The sequence below is a fragment of the Sulfoacidibacillus thermotolerans genome, assembly GCF_003144315.1.
Classification (GTDB): domain Bacteria; phylum Bacillota; class Bacilli; order Alicyclobacillales; family SLC66; genus Sulfoacidibacillus; species Sulfoacidibacillus thermotolerans.
This window is the reverse complement of the sequence record NZ_MPDK01000002.1, coordinates 309,714-324,193: the sequence shown is the minus strand read 5'-3', so window position 1 is coordinate 324,193 and position 14,480 is coordinate 309,714. Positions and strand designations below refer to the sequence as shown.

Genomic DNA, 14,480 nt, shown 5'->3' with positions numbered 1-14,480 from the left:
GTGAATGTGAACTGGAGCAAGGAGGGATAAGAAAAAGTGTCCGCGGTAAGAGATGTCCGTGCGAAGTCACTTCTCACGATTCGCGAACGAGAAGTGTTTGAACTCCTGGTTCAGGATAAGACCACGAAGGAGATCGCCGAAACGCTTTTCATTAGCGAAAAGACAGTGCGCAACCATATCTCTAATGTCATGTAGATAATGGTGTGCAACGTGCGTGAGAATCTGCGATTTCAAACGGCAGTCAGTTTGCTTGTGCGGCTTTCTCAATCGCTTGGATAAGGTCGACAAATAGGTCATCTGGGTGCTCTAGCCCAACAGCTATGCGCAGAGTGCCCTCTGTAATTCCCATCTCTAAACGTTCAGCCTCGCTTTGGTTGCGGTGTGAGGCGAGTACAGGATAGAGGCACAGTGTATAGACATCGCCAATGGTTGTTGCTGAACGAACAACACGCAATGATTTTAAGAATGTATACGCCGCTTTGCGACCTCCAAAAAGTTCGAGTGTCACGACAGCTCCACCTAGGTGTGAAGGCAAATATCGTTTCGCTGTTGCAAAAGTTGGGTGGTTAGGTAAAAAGGGATGATAGACTGTCTTGAGTAGACCACTTTTGTCTAATTTGCTTGCTAATTGCCAAGCATTTTCACATTGTCGCTCAAATCGTACCGCTAATGTTTGCAAACCGCGGTGAATGAGCCATGCTTCAAAGGGTCCTAAAATCCCTCCACGCAACTTGATGTATTGTTGCAGTGCTTCCTTATAACGTTCGTGAGCAGCGACAATGCCTCCCATTGCATCGCCATGCCCACCTAAGTATTTTGTCGCACTGTGAATGACCATGTCAGCGCCAAGAGCGAGTGGGCGAATCATGAGAGGTGTAGTAAATGTGCTATCGACGATCACTTGACAGTTTACTTGGTGTGCCATTGCAATCACAGCACTCACATCTACTACTTTTAGCAAGGGGTTGGAGAGGACTTCAAATAAGAGCACTTTGGGTCGTAATTTTTCAAGTGTAGCTTGAAGTTGTTCCAGGTTAGTGAAATCCTCCATAAAAGACTTTACTCCGAACTGCCCCCATACCTTTCCGGCCAAGTTTAAAGATGCGCCATACAGATCGCGACTTAATAAGATGGTGTCCCCAGGTGCGAGACTAGCGGCAAATAGCGCAGCATCAATCGCGGCCATTCCGGACGCGGTTGCGATGACAGTACCTGCGCCTTCCAGTTGTGCCATTGCTTGTGTAAGACCTTCAACTGTGGGATTGGCATGCCGTGAGTAAGAAAACCCTTCGGTTGTTCCTGCCATGATTTCATCAAGTTGTTCAGGTGAATCTGCCATATAGCTGGTACTGGGATAAATTGCTAGCGCTGTCGAATCGACATTGTGACGTACATTGCCTGCATGTACGAGCAGGGTTTCCACTGCGAGTGTGCGTTTTTGCTGTTGATTGTTCAAAAATCTTAACCTCCTTCTCGCTTCTCAGTAGGATGTTAAATTAAGTGCGCAAAAATAACAAGGAAGAGTGTTGAATCCTCTCTTCAAAACACGAAAAGAGGCTCTCCATGCTGAGAGTCTCTTTTCGTTGTGTATTTCATTTCAAATTAGGACTGTGTGCGTGCATCGTTGACTTCATCTTTGATCTCTTCGCGAAATCCAGCGATTGCGGCCTCACGGCGTTCATTTTTTTGCTCAATTGCGTGTGCATCTTCGGGGTGCATTTCTTCCCTGTGCGCCTTAAGAAAATCGTCTGCTTCGCGCATGTTTTCCATCGTGTTTGCTATTGCCTCTTGTAAATGTTCTACGTTGTCACTGCGATCGTCCGGTTTTGCCATTTCATTACACACCCCTTTTGTCTTCCTCTTTGACCTTTATAGCGTGTGAAATTACAGGACAGTTTATGCAAAATAGGTTCTATTTCCAGCGCAATAAAAATGTGTGTAATCTTTTATAACACTATTAATGCTACAATCAGGCAATGAAAACGGAATTTGCGAAGATAGAAACCGTTATGTTATTATATATAACGTATTAAGTGAGATTTATTTTGAATTAAGAAGGTGGTGCGGGAATTAACCTTACACTAATCTCGTCGTGAGGTTAGTAATCAGGAGTATCATTTGTACGAGGGGGAATGGGAGAATGAGTGAGGGGTTTAAACGAGATCTTTCTTTGCTCGATCTAATCATGGCTTCTGTAGGAGGAATTATTGGGTCGGGCTGGCTGTTTGGTGCCTTATATGCGGCGCAAGATGCGGGTCCTGCGTCGATTGTGTCGTGGATGATCGGTGGAGTTGCCGTTTTGCTTATTGGACTTGTTTATGCGGAACTTGGGGGAATGTTACCTGAATCGGGATCGATTGCTCGTTATCCGCATTACAGTCATGGTCATGTGACAAGTTTTATCATGGGATGGGCTGCCTGGATCGCCTATGCTTCTGTACCTGCTGTGGAGGCAGAAGGCGTTATGCAGTATGCATCGCATTGGTTTCCTGGGCTATGGAATGCTCAGACAAATTTGTTGACTGGTGGAGGGTTGTTTTTAGCTGCTTTGTTGATGTTTGGCTTCTTTTTAGTTAATTATTTTGGTGTCCGCTATTTTGCAAAAGTGAATACTTCAATTACTTTCGTGAAATTTATTATGCCTGCTCTTACGATCTTAGTGTTTTTATTTTCTGGACTGCACTGGGGGAACTTTACGGATGCAGGAGGATTTGCTCCCCAAGGCACTTCCGGGATTTTAGTTGCAGTTGCGACTTCAGGGGTTATTTTTGCCTATCTAGGATTTCGTCAGGCAGTGGATTTATCGGGGGAGGCGCGCAATCCACAAAGGGATGTTCCGTTGGCGCTGCTCATTTCAATCTTTGTCGGCATCGCGCTTTATGTCTTGTTGCAAGTTGTGTTTGTTGCCGGTATAAGTAAAGGGGCACTTGCACATGGTTGGTTGAATCTTTCCTTTAATGCTCCATTTGCTCAGTTAGCAGTCAGTTTAAACGTAGGATGGCTTGCCGTGTTACTCTATGCAGATGCGGTGATTTCTCCTGCTGGTACAGGAAATGTATATATTGCATCGACAACACGTGTCCTTTATGCATTAGCAAATAATGGATACTTTCCTAAAGCGTTTGCTAAGATCGATCCACGTACCGGAATTCCTGTACTCTCTTTGTTTGCCGCTTTTATATTAGGATTAATCTTTCTTCTTCCTTTTCCCTCATGGCAATCACTCGTTGGTCTGGTTTCATCAGCGACAGTATTTACGTATATTATTGGGCCTGTTTCTTTGTCGGTCTTGCGCAGAACTGTGCGTGAGGCAGATCGTCCTTTTCGCTTAGCAGGTGCGTCTGTGATCGCTCCCCTGGCATTTGTTATTGGTTCGCTCATTATCTATTGGACAGGCTGGACCACCGACTCTAAATTGTTGCTTGCATTATTGATTGGCGTCGTACTCTATGCGCTTTTGGCGCTTGCGTTGCCACAGCAAATTCAACGTCCTCATGCACAGTCGCTGCAAAGTGGGATATGGCTGATTGTGTATTTGATCGTTATGCTTGGGCTCACGTATGTAGGATCGACAAAATTGGGGGAATTGAAAAATTGGATCCCCTATCCATGGGACATGATTACAGTTGCAGGGGTCTCTCTCGTGTTTTACTACTGGGGAGTCCGCAGTGGATATAAAACAGCCGATGTTTCGGAAGCTCTTGAAAATGTTGCACAAACGCGAGAAGCCGCGGCAACGGCAATGATCTCGTAAGGGTCTTTGCTCGCACGAAGTGCAAGCGATGCGCGGGGGTACTTACTCGCGCGTCGCTTGTACGCATCAAGACGCATTTCTTGGGTTTTTCACCATTCATTTTCATTGTTTTGGAACTGGTTTCTCAGATATTTTGCAAAGGCTAGGGCGGCTGCTGAGAGCTGTCGTTGATTGCGCCAAATGACTCCGATGTCGCGATATATGGGTGTATGAAGGGTTAGAGCGCGAATTTCTCCGGTGGCAATTTCTAATTGTACGGTCCGTCGTGCGACGAGGCTAATGCCAAACCCTTGGCGCACAAATCCAATAATTGCACCTAAACTGGTCAGTTCAAGCGTGATGTTTGGATTATATCCAAATGGTTGTGTTAAGCGAAATAATGCATCGCGCAGGCCATATCCTGCCTCCATTGTAATAAAGGGTTGATTTTTTAACTCTGTCAATTGAAGTGATTGATCAGGGAGATGAAAGTCAGGAGAAGCAATTAAAATCAATTCTTCTGACCATAATTTTTCAACGTGCAACAGCGGATCGCTGAGCGGCAAATCAAGCAATGCCATTTGCAGATCTCCAGAAATTACTTGTTTGACGAGAGTTTGTGTACTCGCTTCTGTAACATCAATGTGAAAATCAGGTCTGCTCGTTTGATAGTGTTTGATCAAACTCGGGAGAATAGATCGCGTTAATGTAGGTAAAACGCCAATCCGTACCGTCGCGTCTCGTCCTTGGCTACCGAGAATCTCTTCTCGCGCATCGGCTACATTTTGTAAGATGCGCAGCGCGTAAGTCAGTAAAGTTTGCCCTGCGTCTGTAAGTGTGACGCCATTTGTGTGTCTTTCAAACAAAGGTTTTCCAAGTTCTCGTTCGAGTGCCGTAATTTGTTGACTTACGGTGGGTTGGCTGACATATAAGGCTGCAGCACCTTTTGTGATACTTTTGTGGTCTGCAACCGCAACAAAGTATTCGAGTTGTCGAAGGTCCATGACTTACCCCATCCTATATAGATAATTCCTATGTCTCACTATAGAGATAATGTCTTTTTCAAACAAGCTAATTTCACATAACATGTAAAATGAAGCGAGGAGGTGCCAGATGCTGATATTGAAATTCATAATGGGTGGTATGGCAGTACTGGCGGCTACTTGGGTCAGTCAACGTCTTGGGGGCAAGGCAGGCGGTTTTTTAGCAGGCTTCCCCGCTGTGTTTACAGCCGCATTGATCGTTATTGCACTTTCTAGTCCTCCGGGTAAAACGGATGCGGTTCTCTCTCAAACAATTCTTGGCACAGTGACTTCATTGATAGGGGCTTTAGCTGTTGCAGGGATTGCCCCGAAGGTGTTTCATCGAATGAAGTTTCTCGGAGGTTGGCTTGTATTGTTAAGTTTTTGGGCGGTTGTTGCCGTGTCAGCCAGTATGTTGATCCACATGTAAATTTACTCTAAACAATAAAGGAGATCGGAGTATGTTGCAATTGTTCGTGCGCTTTATGATCGGAGGATCAGTTGTTGCAATTGCGAGTGTCTTAAGTCGCTACGCGCCCTACCTTTCCGGAATGCTCTCTGGATTTCCGGCCGTCTTTTTTGTCAGTCTGATCTTTATTTATCTCTCTGCTCGCCAAAAAGCGGTCATTTCATATGCGAGCACCGCTTTTTGGGGAATGATCGGATCTGTACTCACTGTGGCAGCCACGGGGATTGGTGCGATGGCCGGATGGGCTTGGCCGCTTGTTATAGGGTTTGGCTTGGTCATTTATTTTGTGTTTGTCGCGGTCGCCTTGATCTTTACAAGTTTTCGTCAAAAGGCTGAGCTCAATGCAGAGTTTGCAACGGGTGACGTGAATACAGCCTCGTAGTTTGACCAACTTACTGTTCGAAGTGTGCGAGTTGATGACCGCTGGGGGATGACCCGCGGTTTTTTTCACCCCATGTAAAAACAACAGCGATACTTCCGTCTGAGGAAAATTCTATTTTTGAAATCGTCTGTATGAGTAGGAGACGCTGGGTCATCGCATCAAACAGCTCCATTTGTGCAAAGGGATTTATGGAGACAGCGCTGTCGCGTAGTTGATTTTGCAAGCATGCGCGCTCTGTATGTTCGGCTTGCAGATGATTTATTTCTGTCTGTAGACGTTTGGCTTGTTCCATAAGTTCACTTTGTCCACGAGCAATGACTTCACTTGGAAATAAACCTTGTCTAAACGCTCGTAAATTTGCTAATTGTTCTTTGTGATTATTGGCCAACTCGTTTTGTAATTGTGCAATTTTTGCGGGTAGTGTCGGTTCAACTTGTCCGATTTTACTAAGCAGATCGGTTAATTGCAACGAGTCTTGGAATTCTGATGAGCTGTATTGCTTTAGATGTGCAATAAGTGCATCTAAAAATTCGTCATATTTTGTGAGGAGGTGATTGCTGCAAGCTGATTTGCCGATTCTGCGAATCTTAGAACAAACGATGTACTTATACGGTGTTTTCTTTTTGTTGTGTGATGAATTCGATGTGGAAACAAGCATCTTTCCACCGCAATTTTTGCAGTACATAAGCCCTGCAAGTAAGTTTGTCGAACGTTTGATTCCGCGATTTTTAGCTTTTTTTGCAAGCAATTCCTGTACTCGTTGGAACGTTTGTGCATCGATAATGGGTTCATGAGCGTGCTCGATGAAAATCCACTCGGAAGGTGCGCGCACTACAGGATGCTTTACAGGGATATCGCGTCGTCTCGAATCTTCAATATGGCGAGCGGTGGTCCATTTGTGTGCGATCAACGTACCAAGATAGACTGGGTTGTGAAGGATTGCAGTAATTGTTGAGGCTTGCCATAAGACGGGTTTCTCATAGCGGCGTTTTAGGGTTGTTGGGATTCCTCGAGCATTCAGTGTTTGTGCTATGGCTTTGGCGCCAAAGCCCGCTAAGTATAAACGAAAAATTTCACGCACCACTTCTGCTTCCTCTGGCTCTGGCTGCAAACGTCGATCGTGCGTTTTTTGATATCCAAATGGGGGGATATTGCCAATATGGCGCCCTTTTTTCGCTGACTGGCGCAAGCCGCGCTTGATTGCGGCTGACATTTCTTTTGACTTGTGCGCGGCAAGCATGGCGTGCACAGTAAACACCATTTCATTGTTGCGACCATCAATTGCACTATCATATCCCTCTTCAAGTGAGATCAGGCGAATGCCATAGATAGACTCTAGTTTCTTTTTCATGTGAAACGCATCAGCCATGTCTCGACTAAAGCGACTGATTGCTGTGAATAAAACCGCTTCAAATTTACCTTGCCTTGCATCACGGATTAGGCGTTTGACTTCTGTGCGGTTTTCCATCTCCGTTCCGCTTAGTCCGGCATCATTGTAGATAAACTCAGGGGTGGTTGTGAGTCCAACTATCGTTGCGTATTCTAGACAAGCTGCAACTTGGTGTTCGGGACTGTCTTTTTGCGCTTCATGCTCTGTACTCACACGCACATAGATTGCTGCTCGCTGCATGATCTCACCTCGACAGATCCAATTTTCGCTGCATCGCTTCCATACAAAGGGCATAAACACGACGAAATACTTCTTCGCGGTTCGGTCCATCTGTAAGATGATAAAAAGCGATCGTTTGTCCTTTGCTTAGGTTAATGACAGCGATCTTTCTTAGACCTTCTGGGGTTTTCATCTGATCACTCCCGTTTGTGCTCATCTTGTAGGGAGTGTATGAGTATAGAGCTTGCCTACTTGCTGTGTCCTAGCAACTATGCGTAAAAAACAAGTGATGAGCCAGCATTGCACCATTTAGACATATCGTTAGCCATGAGGAGCAACCGCTTTCTTTTGCTGTTTAGTATATGATAGGATCAAAAGAGTCTTAGAAAGAATCTTAGCCTATTTGAGGTGAGCAGATGAAAAAGCAACAGACATATTCTTATGAAGAATTGTATGAAAAGAATGCAAAATATTTATGGAATCCATTTACACAAATGAAGGAATATTTAGCTGATCAACCTGTGATTATCGAACGTGGGGAAGGGAGGAAATTAATTGACGTACAAGGCAGAGAATATTGGGATGGCGTGTCATCCGTATGGCTTAATGTTCATGGACATCGCGTCCCTGAGCTAGATGAAGCCATTCGCGAACAATTGGATAAAATCGCACATTCTACATTGCTCGGAATGGCCAATGTCCCTGCGGTCTTACTGGCTGAAAAGCTTGTCCAAATTGCTCCGCCGGGTTTATCTAAAGTGTTTTTTTCGGATTCCGGTGCAGAGGCAGTAGAGATTGCATTAAAGATTGCATTTCAATATTGGCGCAATCTTGGTCGACCTGAAAAGGATTCCTTTTTAACTATGAAGGAAGCTTATCATGGGGATACAGTAGGAGCTGTGTCTGTGGGGGCGATCGACATGTTTCACAAAATGTATGCTCCCTTGCTCTTTCCATCGATAAAAGTACCTTTTCCAACGCTCTATAGACATCCTTATGAGTTGGCGGACGAGAAACAAGTGGTGCAACGCTATTTAGCAGAAATGGAAGCTGTCATGGCTGCACAAGCACATCGCATTGCCGCGCTGATTGTTGAGCCTGTCCAAGGGGCGGGCGGAATGATTCCGATGCCAAAAGGTTATTTAAAAGCACTTCGGGAACTGTGCAATCAATATGACATTTTACTCATCGTAGATGAAGTGGCTACCGGTTTTGGGCGAACAGGGAAAATGTTTGCCTGTGAACATGACGGGGTAACACCTGATGTAATGAGTGTGGCTAAAGGGATCACGGGTGGATATTTACCTATTGCAGCCACACTTGCAACAGATCGTATCTATGATGCGTTTTATGCCGATTATGAGGAATTTAAAACGCTGTACCACGGACATTCCTATACTGGAAATCAGCTAGGTTGCGCAGTTGCGTTGGCGAATTTGGAGCTATTTGAATCTCGCCACTTGGTTGAGCATGTCACAAAAAGCGCTGATCATCTGGCAGATCAGTTAAATTCCTTGCGAGAACTTAAACATGTGGGGGACATCAGACAAAAAGGTTTCATGATTGGAATTGAACTTGTCGCCGATCGTACCACGAAGCAGGCGTATCCATTTGCTAAGCGCATGGGAGTAAAAGTTGCGCGACGTTGTCGCGAACTTGGGATGCTGTTACGCCCCTTGGGGGACGTCGTCGTGTTTATGCCGCCCCTTGCCTCGACAATTGAAGAATTGGACAGTATGGTTAAAATTTTATATCAAGCGATCGCGGAGGTAACGCTGGATGATGAGCGGCAATCTGCAGGAGTTTGAAGAAGCTCTGCTTACTTTGCGCGAAGCAGGACGTTATCGTCAATTGCGACGTATGGAGAGTGCTTCTGCGCCGCGCGTTCAGGTCGAGTCGCGTGAACTTGTGATGTGTGCGTCGAATAATTACTTAGGTTTTGCCAATGACGAACGTGTGATTCAGGCAGCTTGTGCAGCGTTACAAACCTATGGCACAGGGGCATCTGGTTCGCGTCTCATTACGGGGAATTCAACTCTTCACGAACAATTGGAAGCGACCATCGCGCGTTTTAAACAGACGGAGTCGGCGATTTTATTTAATACAGGGTATATGGCTAATGTGGCTGCTTTGACAACACTTTTTGGCGATGGTGACGTAATTTTTTCTGATGAACTCAATCACGCGAGTATTATTGACGGCTGTCGGATGTCAAAAGCGCAAGTGGTCATCTATCGCCATAGTGACATGGCTGACTTACAAGGAAAGATGGAGGAATTCCATCATGCAAAGAAAAAACTGATTGTCACCGATGGGGTTTTTTCCATGGACGGAGATATTGCTCCGTTGCCGCAAATTGTGGAATTGGCCCAACGTGAACAGGCTTTTGTAATGGTGGATGATGCACATGCGACAGGGGTTTTGGGAGCACATGGCGGAGGTACAGTTGATTACTTCCAATTAGATGCAAGATACGTGCAAATCCAAGTCGGTACACTGTCTAAGGCGATAAGTTCTGAGGGAGGCTTTATTGCTGGCGACCAAGTACTTATTGATTATTTGCGCAATAAGGCTCGGCCTTTCATATTCTCTACTGCTTTGTCTCCTGGGGTAGTTGCAGCGGCATTAACAGCGATTGAACTCATCGGTGCAGAGGCTGATCGTCGCAATCGTTTGCACAGATTATCTATTCAGTTGCGCAGTGCATTAGCAGCTCGTGGTTTTCAGGTACAGCAGGGAGAAACGCCGATTATCCCTGTGGTGATTGGAGAGGAGCGACGTGCGCTTGCGTTTGCCAAACGGTTAGAGACACTTGGTGTATTTGCACCAGCGATTCGGCCACCAAGTGTGCCTGTGGGATCATCAAGAATTCGTTTAACCCTGATGGCAACCCATTCAGATCGAGATTTGGAACTGATTTTACATGCATTTGAAACAGCAGGAAAAGAAGTAGGGGTGATCTCTTGAACGGATTTTTTATTACAGCAACAGATACAGATGTCGGCAAGACACTCGTTGCAGGAGGGATTGCTTCTGCTTTTCGGAATCGCGGAATCGATATAGGAGTTTATAAGCCGTTACAGAGTGGCCATTTAGCGAATGATGAAAAAGGCGATGCGGCGCGTTTGAAGCGGTTGTCAGAAATCGAGGATGGCATTGCAGATATCTGCCCGTATTCGTTTAGCGAACCCTTGGCTCCTGCTCTTGCAATCGCTCGTCAAGGGCAAGCGATTGCTACAGCGGACCTCGTGGCACATGCGCAGAAACTCGCAAATCGACACACATATCTCATTGTAGAAGGAGCGGGTGGACTCGCCGTCCCTTATGCTTCTGATGGACTCGTTGTTGACTTCGCGAAGGAGTTAAGATTACCTTTACTTATTGTTGCGCGACCGAATTTAGGCACTGTGAATCACAGTGTACTTACGATAGAATACGCGAGGTCACATGGCTTATCAGTACTTGGTGTAGTGATTTCTGGGTTTCAGAAAGAAACAGATGATCTTTCGCAAGAGACGAACGCAGAGATGATTGCCAATCTTGGGAAAGTCCCGATTCTGGGCGTGTTGCCTTGGCTAGGGGATGATCCACCCCCGCAAATCGTACGAGAAGCAGTTGAAAAGCATGTTGCAATTGATCATATATTCCAGATGGTTAGTGTTTTACACCATTGACGTGATCTCTAATGTCATGAAAAAGCTCAATGTGAAGGGCCGCTCTCAAGCCGTAGTAGAGCTGGTTCGATTGGGCGAACTGCAAATTTAATGTGTCGCCTACCTATCGCCTCATATGCGATAGGTTTTTTTTTTTGTAGGTTGACTTGTATATGAGCAAAGGGGGTGGGATTGAAATGTGCTTCCCTGGTTCAATAAAATAAGTCATCATGGAAAGTGCAAAGTGTATGTTGCTCCAATCGATTTTTATGCTCTGTTTTAGGGGAGGGAGTCTTATGCGCATTTTGCTTATTGACGATGAAAAAAAATTAGTGGAAGCACTTAAACAATTATTTGTGGAGAATCACTTTGCCGTGGATCTAGCGCATGACGGAGTAGAGGGATTAGAATTGGCGCGCAATGACGTGTATGACGTTTTGATCGTCGACGTGATGTTGCCTCATTTGTCGGGATATGAGCTCGTCGAAATTTTGCGCAAAGAAGGTTCTTCGGTCCCCATTCTTTTATTGACGGCAAAAGATGGAGTGGATGATCGTGTATATGGGCTTGATCATGGGGCTGATGATTATCTCGTCAAACCGTTTGCAACGAGTGAACTTTTAGCGCGTGTACGTGCATTGACACGGCGCAAGGGGAATGTTGTGGGAACAGAGAAAATTGGAGTTGGCGATTTACAGCTTGATCTGGTGACTCGTCAAGTAACGTGTGGACAGACGGTGATGCAGTTAACTGCTAAGGAGTTTCTCTTGTTAGAACTGTTTCTTCGTCATGAAGGACAAGTTTTACCTAAAGAGGTACTTCTTGATCGTGTATGGGGGTATGAAGCGTTGCTTGATACGAATGCCGTTGAGATCTATGTACACTTCTTGCGTAAAAAATTGTTGGCAGCAAAAGCAAATGTAGCGACTGAAAAGGCGACTTTGCACATTCCAATGATTGAGACGGTGCGTGGCGTAGGCTATGTGCTAAAGGCTTTATAAGTCATGTTTGCGCGTGTGCGTCTTACGTTAACGGCTGTTCTTGTCGCGATTTTTGTTGTCTTATACGCTGCTACCACAACAAGTGTATATACTTTGATGCGAAGCGAAACAATTCATGAATTGGACGCTGAAATGCTTGTGCGCGCAGATTTCTTTACAAGCTTGTCTGTACAAACGCTGATGAATCCAAATGCAGGTACTCCTAATCTCTTGCGGAAAATTGAACAACAGCAGATACAGCAACCTTTTTATTTCACTTTACAAGATACAGGTGGACAATTAGTGGTAACCAATGATCTGCAGCTCGCCCAGTATATCCATGAAGTTCCACTGTCGCAGCTCACGAGACCCAAGTGGGAAACGCTAAACATTAAAAAGTTCAATCTGCATTTGCGGGTTGTAAATCTGCCTCTCTATAATCCCTATACTCTGCATAAAATAGGAGAGTTGCAGTTAGCAGAGAGAATGAATGGAGTCTTATCGGCGCTTTGGCGCTTGCAAAAAATTCTTATCGAAGTCGGCTTGATTGGACTTTTAGGAGCTGTGGTGGCAGGTTTTTTTGTTTCTGGTTTGGCATTGCGCCCAATCTTGCGGTCTTGGCAACGTCAGCAGCAATTTGTTGCAGATGCGTCTCATGAACTGCGTACCCCTATGGCCGTTATTCAATCAAATTTAGATCTTGTAATGGGACATCCCAAGCAAACAGTAGAGCAAAATTTTGAGTGGCTTAACAATGTCAAGGCGGAAGTGAGGAGGCTTTCGCGACTTATCGCGGATCTGTTGACACTCGCGCGTGCAGATTCGAACGAACAACTGATACAACGCAAAGCTGTAAATTGGTTGGCACTGAATCAACAAGTGTTTGAATCGCTCGCTCCGTTTGGTGAAGCGAAAGGATTAAAGATGCACTTTCCAATTCCCGAACATTTATTATCCATGCAAACACATAGCTGGCCCAAAACTGCGGAGTGGGAATTTACAGTTTTGGGCGACGTCGATCGCTTATATCAACTTACTTTTATTCTCTTAGATAACGCGATTAAATATACACAGACTGGAGAGATTGTCGTTGCATTACGACATATCAAGGGGCATCAGATTGTCTTAGAGATTACAGACACAGGAATGGGGATTTCGCCGCAGCAGCAACAGCATATCTTTGACCGCTTCTTTCGTGGAGAGCGAGCGCGAACGACGGAAGGGACAGGACTAGGTTTGGCGATTGCCAAGTGGATCGTACAATCTCATCGGGGCAAAATTGAGGTAGAGAGTTCCATCGGGAAAGGGACGCGCTTTCGCGTTATTTTACCAGGGCACCAGAACTCTCTTTCCACGTGATATACTGATATCGAAGTACTCCCTGGGCAATCGGAAAATGTGAGTGTAATGGACAAGGAGGAAGCAAAATTGCACACTGCTGATTTATGTGATCTCTATGGTTCGAAAGTCCGCTTATGTAAGTTGAAGTTTATTTCCTACGGAAAGAATAAGGTCTTTTCCGGTCCGATTCATACAGTTCGCGTATATGAGGATAATGTGCTTGTAAAAGATGCAATTTCAAGTATTCCTACCGGTGCTGTATTAGTTATTGACGGCGGAGGATCAAGGGAGTGTGCGTTAGTTGGCGGAAATTTAGCTGCATTAGCTGAGAAGCGCGGGTTGTCTGGCATGATCGTGTATGGCTGTGTACGGGATGTGCATGAACTGCAGAACTGTCAGTTAGGGATTTTGGCGTTAGGCGCTTGTCCAGTCAAAAGTAGAAAAGAAGGAACGGGATCGCGCGATGTAACGGTGAGTTTTGGGGATCTTTCTTGGGAACCCGGCAACTATGTCTTTGCAGATGAAGATGGAGTTGTCATCTCTGCCGAAAATCTTCTTGATCAATCTGCTAAATAACTGATTTTCTAGAGGAAGTTGCACTTGTTGGAGGATTTCGCACAAAAACGTGAACAAACTTCTGCTTGTCTTAAAAATTTGCGATAATATACTATCTGATCTCGTCACAAGTAAGTCAAACGAACGAACAGGATGAACAAGTCATAGGAAAGCACATAGGTAGCAGAGTGTGCAATAAGGGGGATTTTTGTGGCGGCTGGTTGGGCGCTTTTTAATGAAGGCACCATGATTGTAAGTGCCTTATGCATTGCTTTGGGATGGGTGATGATTCGGAGAAATAAAGTTCGCATTCACCGTCGCTTTATGTTAGCGGGAACGTGGTTAGGCGCTTTATTTTTTGTAAGTTATGCAGTGGGTACCCTTGTTGTGGGCGATACAGAATTTGGGGGTCCTGCGAATTATGTGACTGCCTACACGATCTTTTTGAAGATTCACGTGTTCTTGGCAAGCATTGCAGCGCTAATGGGAATCTGGGTTCTGCGCTTGGCATTTAAAAGGCGTTTTCGTATCCATCGACGTGTAGGTCCCTGGACTGCTGTATTTTGGTTTATTACAGCAGCGACTGGACTTGCTGTATATTTGATGTTATTTGTAATCTTTCCACCTGGACCCACCTTGCGAAATGTACTACACGTTTTAGGTCAATAATTGGATTAGCGGTTGTTTTACACGGATGCGTGAGCTTGGGTAAGTTGCTTTGCTATTCTAGCGACTT

General features: G+C 45.2%; 15 protein-coding genes and 2 pseudogenes. 12 read left to right on the top strand and 5 right to left on the bottom strand.

The annotated features are described in order from the left end of the window. Positions 1 to 36 precede the first annotated feature (36 nt). A pseudogene (locus BM613_RS02005) lies at positions 37 to 192 on the top strand (LuxR C-terminal-related transcriptional regulator); the annotation flags it as partial. A 49-nt stretch (positions 193 to 241) separates the two neighbouring features. On the opposite strand, the gene BM613_RS02000 reads toward BM613_RS02005, so the two are convergent. Further along, positions 242 to 1,456 (bottom strand): trans-sulfuration enzyme family protein, encoded by a 1,215-nt coding sequence (locus BM613_RS02000; RefSeq protein ID WP_109429474.1) that lies wholly within the window; start codon positions 1,454 to 1,456, stop codon positions 242 to 244. A gap of 146 nt (positions 1,457 to 1,602) precedes the next feature. Next, positions 1,603 to 1,833 carry a small acid-soluble spore protein Tlp gene (gene tlp / locus BM613_RS01995; RefSeq protein ID WP_109429473.1) on the bottom strand — a complete coding sequence of 77 codons (231 nt, stop codon included), beginning with the start codon at positions 1,831 to 1,833 and terminating at the stop codon, positions 1,603 to 1,605. A 307-nt stretch (positions 1,834 to 2,140) separates the two neighbouring features. Between tlp and BM613_RS01990 the strand changes: the two genes are divergently transcribed. Next, positions 2,141 to 3,754, top strand: coding sequence for an APC family permease (locus BM613_RS01990; protein ID WP_109429472.1), 1,614 nt, complete (start codon positions 2,141 to 2,143; stop codon positions 3,752 to 3,754). A gap of 89 nt (positions 3,755 to 3,843) precedes the next feature. On the opposite strand, the gene BM613_RS01985 is transcribed toward BM613_RS01990, so the two are convergent. Next, entirely contained in the window at positions 3,844 to 4,737 is an 894-nt protein-coding gene (locus BM613_RS01985; RefSeq protein ID WP_109429471.1) for a LysR family transcriptional regulator, read from the bottom strand. Between the two features lie 109 nt (positions 4,738 to 4,846). Between BM613_RS01985 and BM613_RS01980 the strand changes: the two genes are divergently transcribed. Together BM613_RS01980 and BM613_RS01975 are read left to right on the top strand one after the other, a co-directional pair. Beyond that, positions 4,847 to 5,185, top strand: coding sequence for a DUF3147 family protein (locus BM613_RS01980; RefSeq protein WP_109429470.1), 339 nt, complete (start codon positions 4,847 to 4,849; stop codon positions 5,183 to 5,185). Between the two features lie 31 nt (positions 5,186 to 5,216). After that, on the top strand, positions 5,217 to 5,606 hold the full coding sequence (locus BM613_RS01975) for a DUF3147 family protein (RefSeq protein ID WP_109429469.1): 390 nt from the start codon (positions 5,217 to 5,219) through the stop codon (positions 5,604 to 5,606). A 10-nt stretch (positions 5,607 to 5,616) separates the two neighbouring features. Here the strand turns inward: BM613_RS01975 and BM613_RS01970 are convergent, their stop codons facing one another. Both BM613_RS01970 and BM613_RS14945 read right to left on the bottom strand, forming a co-directional pair. Further along, positions 5,617 to 7,236 carry a recombinase family protein gene (locus BM613_RS01970; protein WP_181362829.1) on the bottom strand — a complete coding sequence of 540 codons (1,620 nt, stop codon included), beginning with the start codon at positions 7,234 to 7,236 and terminating at the stop codon, positions 5,617 to 5,619. Between the two features lie 4 nt (positions 7,237 to 7,240). Beyond that, complete coding sequence (locus BM613_RS14945) at positions 7,241 to 7,408, bottom strand: hypothetical protein (RefSeq protein WP_181362828.1); 168 nt, start codon at positions 7,406 to 7,408, stop codon at positions 7,241 to 7,243. Between the two features lie 223 nt (positions 7,409 to 7,631). On the opposite strand from BM613_RS14945, the gene bioA reads away from it, so the two are divergent. The 8 genes and pseudogenes from bioA to BM613_RS01930 all read left to right on the top strand — a co-directional run bounded on the left by bioA (position 7,632) and on the right by BM613_RS01930 (position 14,413). Further along, positions 7,632 to 9,023: an adenosylmethionine--8-amino-7-oxononanoate transaminase gene (gene bioA, locus BM613_RS01965; RefSeq protein WP_109429467.1), complete on the top strand. Its 1,392-nt coding sequence runs from the start codon at positions 7,632 to 7,634 to the stop codon at positions 9,021 to 9,023. Continuing rightward, entirely contained in the window at positions 8,995 to 10,182 is a 1,188-nt protein-coding gene (gene bioF / locus BM613_RS01960; RefSeq protein WP_181362827.1) for an 8-amino-7-oxononanoate synthase, read from the top strand. The genes bioA and bioF overlap by 29 nt, the downstream gene beginning before the upstream one ends. Further along, positions 10,179 to 10,889 carry a dethiobiotin synthase gene (gene bioD / locus BM613_RS01955; RefSeq protein WP_109429466.1) on the top strand — a complete coding sequence of 237 codons (711 nt, stop codon included), beginning with the start codon at positions 10,179 to 10,181 and terminating at the stop codon, positions 10,887 to 10,889. Before bioF ends, bioD begins: the two co-directional genes overlap by 4 nt. A gap of 4 nt (positions 10,890 to 10,893) precedes the next feature. Continuing rightward, positions 10,894 to 10,980 (top strand): annotated as a pseudogene (locus BM613_RS01950) (helix-turn-helix domain-containing protein); the annotation flags it as partial. 184 nt (positions 10,981 to 11,164) lie between these two features. Further along, positions 11,165 to 11,869: a response regulator transcription factor gene (locus BM613_RS01945; protein ID WP_109429465.1), complete on the top strand. Its 705-nt coding sequence runs from the start codon at positions 11,165 to 11,167 to the stop codon at positions 11,867 to 11,869. Positions 11,870 to 11,872: 3 nt separating this feature from the next. Then, positions 11,873 to 13,207 carry a sensor histidine kinase gene (locus BM613_RS01940; RefSeq protein WP_109429464.1) on the top strand — a complete coding sequence of 445 codons (1,335 nt, stop codon included), beginning with the start codon at positions 11,873 to 11,875 and terminating at the stop codon, positions 13,205 to 13,207. Positions 13,208 to 13,276: 69 nt separating this feature from the next. Next, complete coding sequence (gene rraA, locus BM613_RS01935; protein WP_181362843.1) at positions 13,277 to 13,765, top strand: ribonuclease E activity regulator RraA; 489 nt, start codon at positions 13,277 to 13,279, stop codon at positions 13,763 to 13,765. 189 nt (positions 13,766 to 13,954) lie between these two features. After that, positions 13,955 to 14,413: a DUF420 domain-containing protein gene (locus BM613_RS01930; protein ID WP_245926197.1), complete on the top strand. Its 459-nt coding sequence runs from the start codon at positions 13,955 to 13,957 to the stop codon at positions 14,411 to 14,413. Positions 14,414 to 14,480 lie beyond the last annotated feature (67 nt).

Bases quoted from the DNA above. Each gene is read 5' to 3' on its own strand.
- tlp (WP_109429473.1), bottom strand. From the start codon at position 1,833: ATGGCAAAACCGGACGATCGCAGTGACAACGTAGAACATTTACAAGAG.
- BM613_RS01990 (WP_109429472.1), top strand. From the start codon at position 2,141: ATGAGTGAGGGGTTTAAACGAGATCTTTCTTTGCTCGATCTAATCATG.
- BM613_RS01985 (WP_109429471.1), bottom strand. From the start codon at position 4,737: ATGGACCTTCGACAACTCGAATACTTTGTTGCGGTTGCAGACCACAAA.
- BM613_RS01980 (WP_109429470.1), top strand. From the start codon at position 4,847: ATGCTGATATTGAAATTCATAATGGGTGGTATGGCAGTACTGGCGGCT.
- BM613_RS01975 (WP_109429469.1), top strand. From the start codon at position 5,217: ATGTTGCAATTGTTCGTGCGCTTTATGATCGGAGGATCAGTTGTTGCA.
- BM613_RS01970 (WP_181362829.1), bottom strand. From the start codon at position 7,236: ATGCAGCGAGCAGCAATCTATGTGCGTGTGAGTACAGAGCATGAAGCG.
- BM613_RS14945 (WP_181362828.1), bottom strand. From the start codon at position 7,408: ATGAAAACCCCAGAAGGTCTAAGAAAGATCGCTGTCATTAACCTAAGC.
- bioA (WP_109429467.1), top strand. From the start codon at position 7,632: ATGAAAAAGCAACAGACATATTCTTATGAAGAATTGTATGAAAAGAAT.
- bioF (WP_181362827.1), top strand. From the start codon at position 8,995: ATGATGAGCGGCAATCTGCAGGAGTTTGAAGAAGCTCTGCTTACTTTG.
- BM613_RS01945 (WP_109429465.1), top strand. From the start codon at position 11,165: ATGCGCATTTTGCTTATTGACGATGAAAAAAAATTAGTGGAAGCACTT.
- BM613_RS01940 (WP_109429464.1), top strand. From the start codon at position 11,873: ATGTTTGCGCGTGTGCGTCTTACGTTAACGGCTGTTCTTGTCGCGATT.